The organism is Nocardia carnea (genome assembly GCF_029869215.1).
Classification (GTDB): domain Bacteria; phylum Actinomycetota; class Actinomycetes; order Mycobacteriales; family Mycobacteriaceae; genus Nocardia; species Nocardia carnea_B.
Genome location: NZ_JARWPM010000106.1, coordinates 1 through 5338 on the forward strand (window position 1 = coordinate 1; position 5338 = coordinate 5338).

General features: G+C 68.0%; 3 protein-coding genes. 1 reads left to right on the top strand and 2 read right to left on the bottom strand.

The annotated features are described in order from the left end of the window. Positions 1 to 178 precede the first annotated feature (178 nt). Positions 179 to 961, bottom strand: a complete 783-nt coding sequence (locus QH276_RS06110) for an FAD-binding oxidoreductase (protein WP_280401087.1) — start codon at positions 959 to 961, stop codon at positions 179 to 181. A gap of 62 nt (positions 962 to 1023) precedes the next feature. Next, complete coding sequence (locus QH276_RS06115) at positions 1024 to 2181, bottom strand: FAD-binding oxidoreductase (RefSeq protein ID WP_280401088.1); 1158 nt, start codon at positions 2179 to 2181, stop codon at positions 1024 to 1026. Positions 2182 to 2515: 334 nt separating this feature from the next. Between QH276_RS06115 and clpB the strand changes: the two genes are divergently transcribed. Further along, positions 2516 to 5116 (top strand): ATP-dependent chaperone ClpB, encoded by a 2601-nt coding sequence (gene clpB, locus QH276_RS06120; RefSeq protein ID WP_280401089.1) that lies wholly within the window; start codon positions 2516 to 2518, stop codon positions 5114 to 5116. Positions 5117 to 5338 lie beyond the last annotated feature (222 nt).

Consider the following 5338-nt stretch of genomic DNA (forward strand, 5'->3'; position numbering starts at 1 on the left):
CCGGCGGCGCCGCGGGTTTTGGCCCGTCCCTGCTGTCCGCACTCGACACTCGCGGCTTCGCCCGGCGGACGCCGGAGCGAAGGCGCAGGATCGTCGCATCGCATCGAGCACGGACAGCAGGGACGGGCCAAAACCTCCAAGGGCCTCGTAAGACTCGGCGGTGCCGTGATCGCGTTGCTCAGGCGCCTTCGAACTGGATTCGCTCGGGTGGGGTGCCGGTGTCGAGCAGGCGTTCGACGGTGGAGCGGGTCATTGCCGGGGAGCCGCATACCAGGACCTGGTGGCGGTCGAATTTTCCGTAGGAGCCGACGACTTCGGCGAGGGTGCCCTGGATCAGGTCGTCCTCGTCGAAGCCGATATCCACTCGGTGCCGGTCGTACCACTGATCGGGCCAGTGCGGGTCCTCCAGGCGTTCCACGACCGGCACCACGGTGAGCCACGGCAGGTCGGCCGCCAGGAGCACCAGCATGTCCGCGGCGTACAGGTCGCGGGGGGAGACACCGCCGAAGAACAGGTAGGTCGTCGGCGGGTACTGGTGCCGGGCGAGTTCCAGGATCTGCGACCGCAGCGGTGCCAGACCGGTACCACCGGCGATCATCACCACCTCGTCACCGTCGGGGTCCACGCTGAACATCCCTTGCGGTGCGGCGAGTTTCCAGCGATCGCCGGGCCGGGTGTCGGCGACGATCCCGCCGCTGCACCAGCCGCCGGCCACAGTGCGGATATGGAATTCGAGTTTGCCGTCCAGCGAGGGTGGCAGCGCCGGGGAGAACCGGCGGCGCATACCGGGGAACTGCGGGACCTCGACCTCCACGGATTGGCCCGCGGTGAACGGGACGTACTCGCCGATCAACCGGACCACGGCCAGATCGTGGCGTAACCGGTGGTGCTCGACCACGTCCGCGAACCAGTGCGCCGGCTGGGCGGAACGGTCCTGTTGGCGCCGAGGGTCACTGGACACTGGCAGGTACTCCTTCGGGGCGGTTCATGCGGTCGGCGGAGGTCGCGGGCGTCGGCGGAGTATCAGACCGGGTCGGTACTGATGATCTCCTCGGGAGTGCCCACCGCGAGCAGCGCGCGCCGGGTATCCGCGATCATCTTCGCCGATCCGGCGATCTGGATCTGCCGATCCTCCCACGCACCGAAACTCGCCACCACGGCACCGAGGTTGCCGACCAGGCGCCGGTGCATCCCGTAGGGCGCGTCCTCGGTGGGATGCGGATACCACCACGGGTTGGTCTTGTGTTCGCAGACCGGGACGATGGTGAGCCACGGGTTGCTCTGCGAGAGCTGCCACATGTTGTCCACGTCGTAGAGGTCGCACGGGTAGACGCCGCCGATGAAGAAATGCACCCGGGGGTTGATCCCGCGCCGGCCCATTTCGATCAGCTGCGCGCGCAGTGGCGCGACACCGGTGCCCGAACCGATCATCAGGACATCGCGGCCGCTGTCCGGATCGACCTGCAACCCGCCGAGCGGCCCGCCGATGAGCCAGCGGTCGCCGACCTTGGTCTCGTTGACGATGGACGGGCTCACCCAGCCGCCGCGCACCTTGCGCACATGGAATTCGATCTCGCCGTAGGGGTTCGACGGGATCGCGGGCGAGAGGTAGCGCCACATCCGGGGCCGCTGCGGGACCGAGACCGGGACGTACTGGCCGGCGAGATAGGGGATCGGGTCATCGGACTGCAAACGGACGATGGCGAGGTCGTCGAGGACGTGCCGGTGCCCGACAACGGTGGCCTCCCAATAGGGCGGGGAATCGTCGGAATTGGCGCCTATCGCCATGGCGGCGGAGATGAGCAGGCAGACATCGCGCCATCCTTCGGCGAGTTCTCTGGTCCAGTTCGGGCCGTTGTAGCTCTGGAAAGCCGCGTACAGCGCGGGCCCGGCCTGATCGTAGTGCGCCGCCTCGACCCCGTATTTGCGATGGTCGCGCGCCAGTTGTTCGAGAAACTTCTGCGCGCGGTCCCAGTCCTCGAGGTGATCGAGCATGTACTGGATCGCGGTGGCCAGCCGTTTCGGCTGCATATCCATGGCCGGGGGGAACAGCTCCCGCAGCCGGGGATTCACGCCGAACAGGTGACCGTAAAAAGCACTGATCAACCGCTCGATTCCATGCGGTGTATCCAGCACCGACTGAAAATTGGCGCGGACCAGCGCTGCCGAACGCGCATCCACGGCGTGGAGCTTCCTTTCCCTGATGTCCGAGGCGAATGGACATTGCCGTTACCGGCCGTCCTTCATCCGACCAGTATCCCCGAAAATTGTGAGGATGGCGTGTGTGAAATACGGATAGCGGGTTTTATCGATCTTGTTCTCGGGTATGGCCGCACCGGTATGAGCCGGGAGCCAGCACCTTTCCGGCAACCACCGGTGCGAGACACGCGGCGAAAATTTGTAAACTTGAGCGGAACAGACTCAACCTTTCCGACGTTGAATCGGGCAGAGCGGCACGAGTCCCGGGGATCGGGCGCGGTTGCCGGAAAAGAGATGACTAGCAGGAAGGTGCTTCGTGGACTCGTTCAACCCCACCACCAAGACCCAGGCCGCGCTCACCGCGGCCTTACAGGCGGCCTCGGCGGCCGGTAATCCGGAGATCCGCCCGGCCCATCTGCTGGTGGCGCTACTGGACCAGACCGACGGGATCGCCGGGCCGCTGCTGAAAGCGGTGGGCACCGATCCCGCGACGGTGCGCCGCGAGGCGCAGGACATCGTCGACCGGCTGCCCCGGGCCACCGGCGCCACCACCACACCGCAGCTCGGCCGCGAGGCCCTCGCCGCCATCACCGCGGCGCAGCATCTGGCCACCGAACTCGGCGACGAATACGTCTCCACCGAGCATGTGATGGTCGGGCTGGCGACCGGCGATACCGATGTCACCATGCTGCTGGAGAAGTACGGCGCCACCGCGGCCGCGCTGCGGGAGGCGTTCACCGCCGTGCGCGGAAACGCGCGGGTGAGCAGTCCGGACCCCGAGGGCAGCTATCAGGCGCTGGAGAAATACTCCACCGACCTCACCGCGGCGGCACGTGGCGGGAAACTCGACCCGGTGATCGGTCGTGATACCGAGATCCGCCGGGTGGTACAGGTGCTGTCGCGGCGCACCAAGAACAATCCGGTGCTCATCGGCGAACCCGGTGTCGGTAAGACCGCGATCGTCGAAGGACTGGCCCAGCGCATCGTCGCGGGCGATGTGCCCGAATCGCTGCGCGGCAAGACCGTGATCTCGCTCGACCTGGGCGCGATGGTCGCGGGCGCCAAGTACCGCGGTGAGTTCGAGGAACGGCTCAAGGCCGTGCTCGAAGAGATCAAATCCAGTGCGGGGCAGATCATCACCTTCATCGACGAACTGCACACCATCGTCGGCGCCGGCGCGACCGGCGAATCGGCGATGGACGCCGGAAATATGATCAAGCCGATGCTGGCGCGCGGCGAACTGCGGCTCGTCGGCGCGACCACGCTCGAGGAGTACCGCAAGCACATCGAGAAGGACGCGGCCCTGGAACGCCGCTTCCAGCAGGTACTTGTCGGGGAACCCTCGGTGGAGGACACCGTGGGCATCCTGCGCGGGATCAAGGAACGCTACGAGGTGCACCACGGCGTGCGGATCACCGATTCCGCGCTGGTGGCGGCCGCGACCCTCTCCGACCGCTACATCACCTCCCGGTTCCTGCCGGACAAGGCGATCGACCTCGTCGACGAATCCGCGTCCCGGCTGCGGATGGAGATCGACTCCCGGCCGGTGGAGATCGACGAGGTGGAACGCGCCGTGCGCCGGCTGGAGATCGAGGAGGTCGCCCTGGCGAAGGAAACCGACGAGGCGTCCAAACAGCGGCTGGAGAAACTGCGCGCCGAACTGGCCGACGGCCGGGAGAAGCTCAACCAGCTCACCACCCGCTGGCAGAACGAGAAAACCGCGATCGACCAGGTGCGGGTGCTCAAGGAGCAGCTCGAAGGCCTGCGCGGCGAATCCGAGCGCGCCGAACGCGATGGTGATCTCGGGAAGGCGGCCGAACTGCGGTACGGGCGGATCCCGGCGCTGGAGAAGGAGCTCGCCGAGGCCGAGGCGGCCTCCGGTGCGGCCGCCGACGGCGAGGTGATGCTGAAGGAGGAGGTCGGGCCGGACGATATCGCCGAGGTGATCTCGGCGTGGACCGGTATCCCCGTCGGCCGGCTGCTCGAGGGCGAAACCGAGAAACTGCTGCGGATGGAGTCCGAACTCGGGCGCCGGGTGGTCGGGCAGGAAGAGGCCGTACAGGCGGTCTCGGACGCGGTGCGGCGGGCGCGCGCCGGGGTCGCGGACCCGAACCGGCCCACCGGCTCGTTCATGTTCGTCGGGCCCACCGGTGTCGGTAAGACCGAGCTGGCCAAGGCGCTCGCCGACTTCCTGTTCGACGACGAACGCGCGATGGTCCGCATCGATATGAGCGAGTACAGCGAGAAGCATTCGGTGGCGCGGCTGGTGGGCGCCCCGCCCGGCTACGTCGGCTACGACCAGGGCGGTCAGCTCACCGAGGCGGTGCGCCGGCGGCCCTACACGGTGGTGCTGTTCGACGAGATCGAGAAGGCACACCCGGATGTTTTCGATATCCTGCTGGCGGTGCTCGACGAGGGCCGGCTCACCGACGGTCAGGGCCGGACGGTGGACTTCCGCAACACCATCCTCATCCTCACCTCGAACCTCGGCGCCGGTGGCGACAAGGAATTCGTGATGAACGCGGTGCGCTCGGCGTTCAAACCGGAGTTCCTGAACCGTCTCGACGATGTGGTCATGTTCAGCTCGCTGGACGAGGACCAGCTCGCCCATGTCGTCGATATCCAGCTCGACCAATTGCAGCGGCGGCTCGCGCAGCGGCGGCTCATCCTCGACGTGAGTGATTCGGCGCGGTTCTGGCTGGCGGTGCGCGGCTACGACCCGGTGTACGGGGCGCGTCCGCTGCGCCGGGTGATCCAGCAGTCGATCGGCGACACTCTCGCCAAGGAATTGCTGGCGGGCAAGATCACCGACGGCGATACGGTCGCGGTGGGTGTGAGCCCGGACGGCGACGGCCTGATCGTGGGCAAGAGCCTGCGCGAGCCGGCGGCCGCCGGCGTAGACGGCCAGGGTTCGTAGTCCCCCGGACTGCTCGGTGTCGTCGACCCCGGGCGGCCGGTGCTGCGGCGCGGTGCGCGCCCTGAAACCCGACGGCGCGTGCCCCGGGCCGCCGGGTGGCGGGATGCCGAACGACCCCGCCCGCAGTTTCCGCGTACGACCGGGGTGGATCCGAGCGGGGGCGGGGGGGGGGGGGGGGGGGGGGGGGGGGGGGGGGGGGGGGGGGGGGGGGTGTGGTGGGGC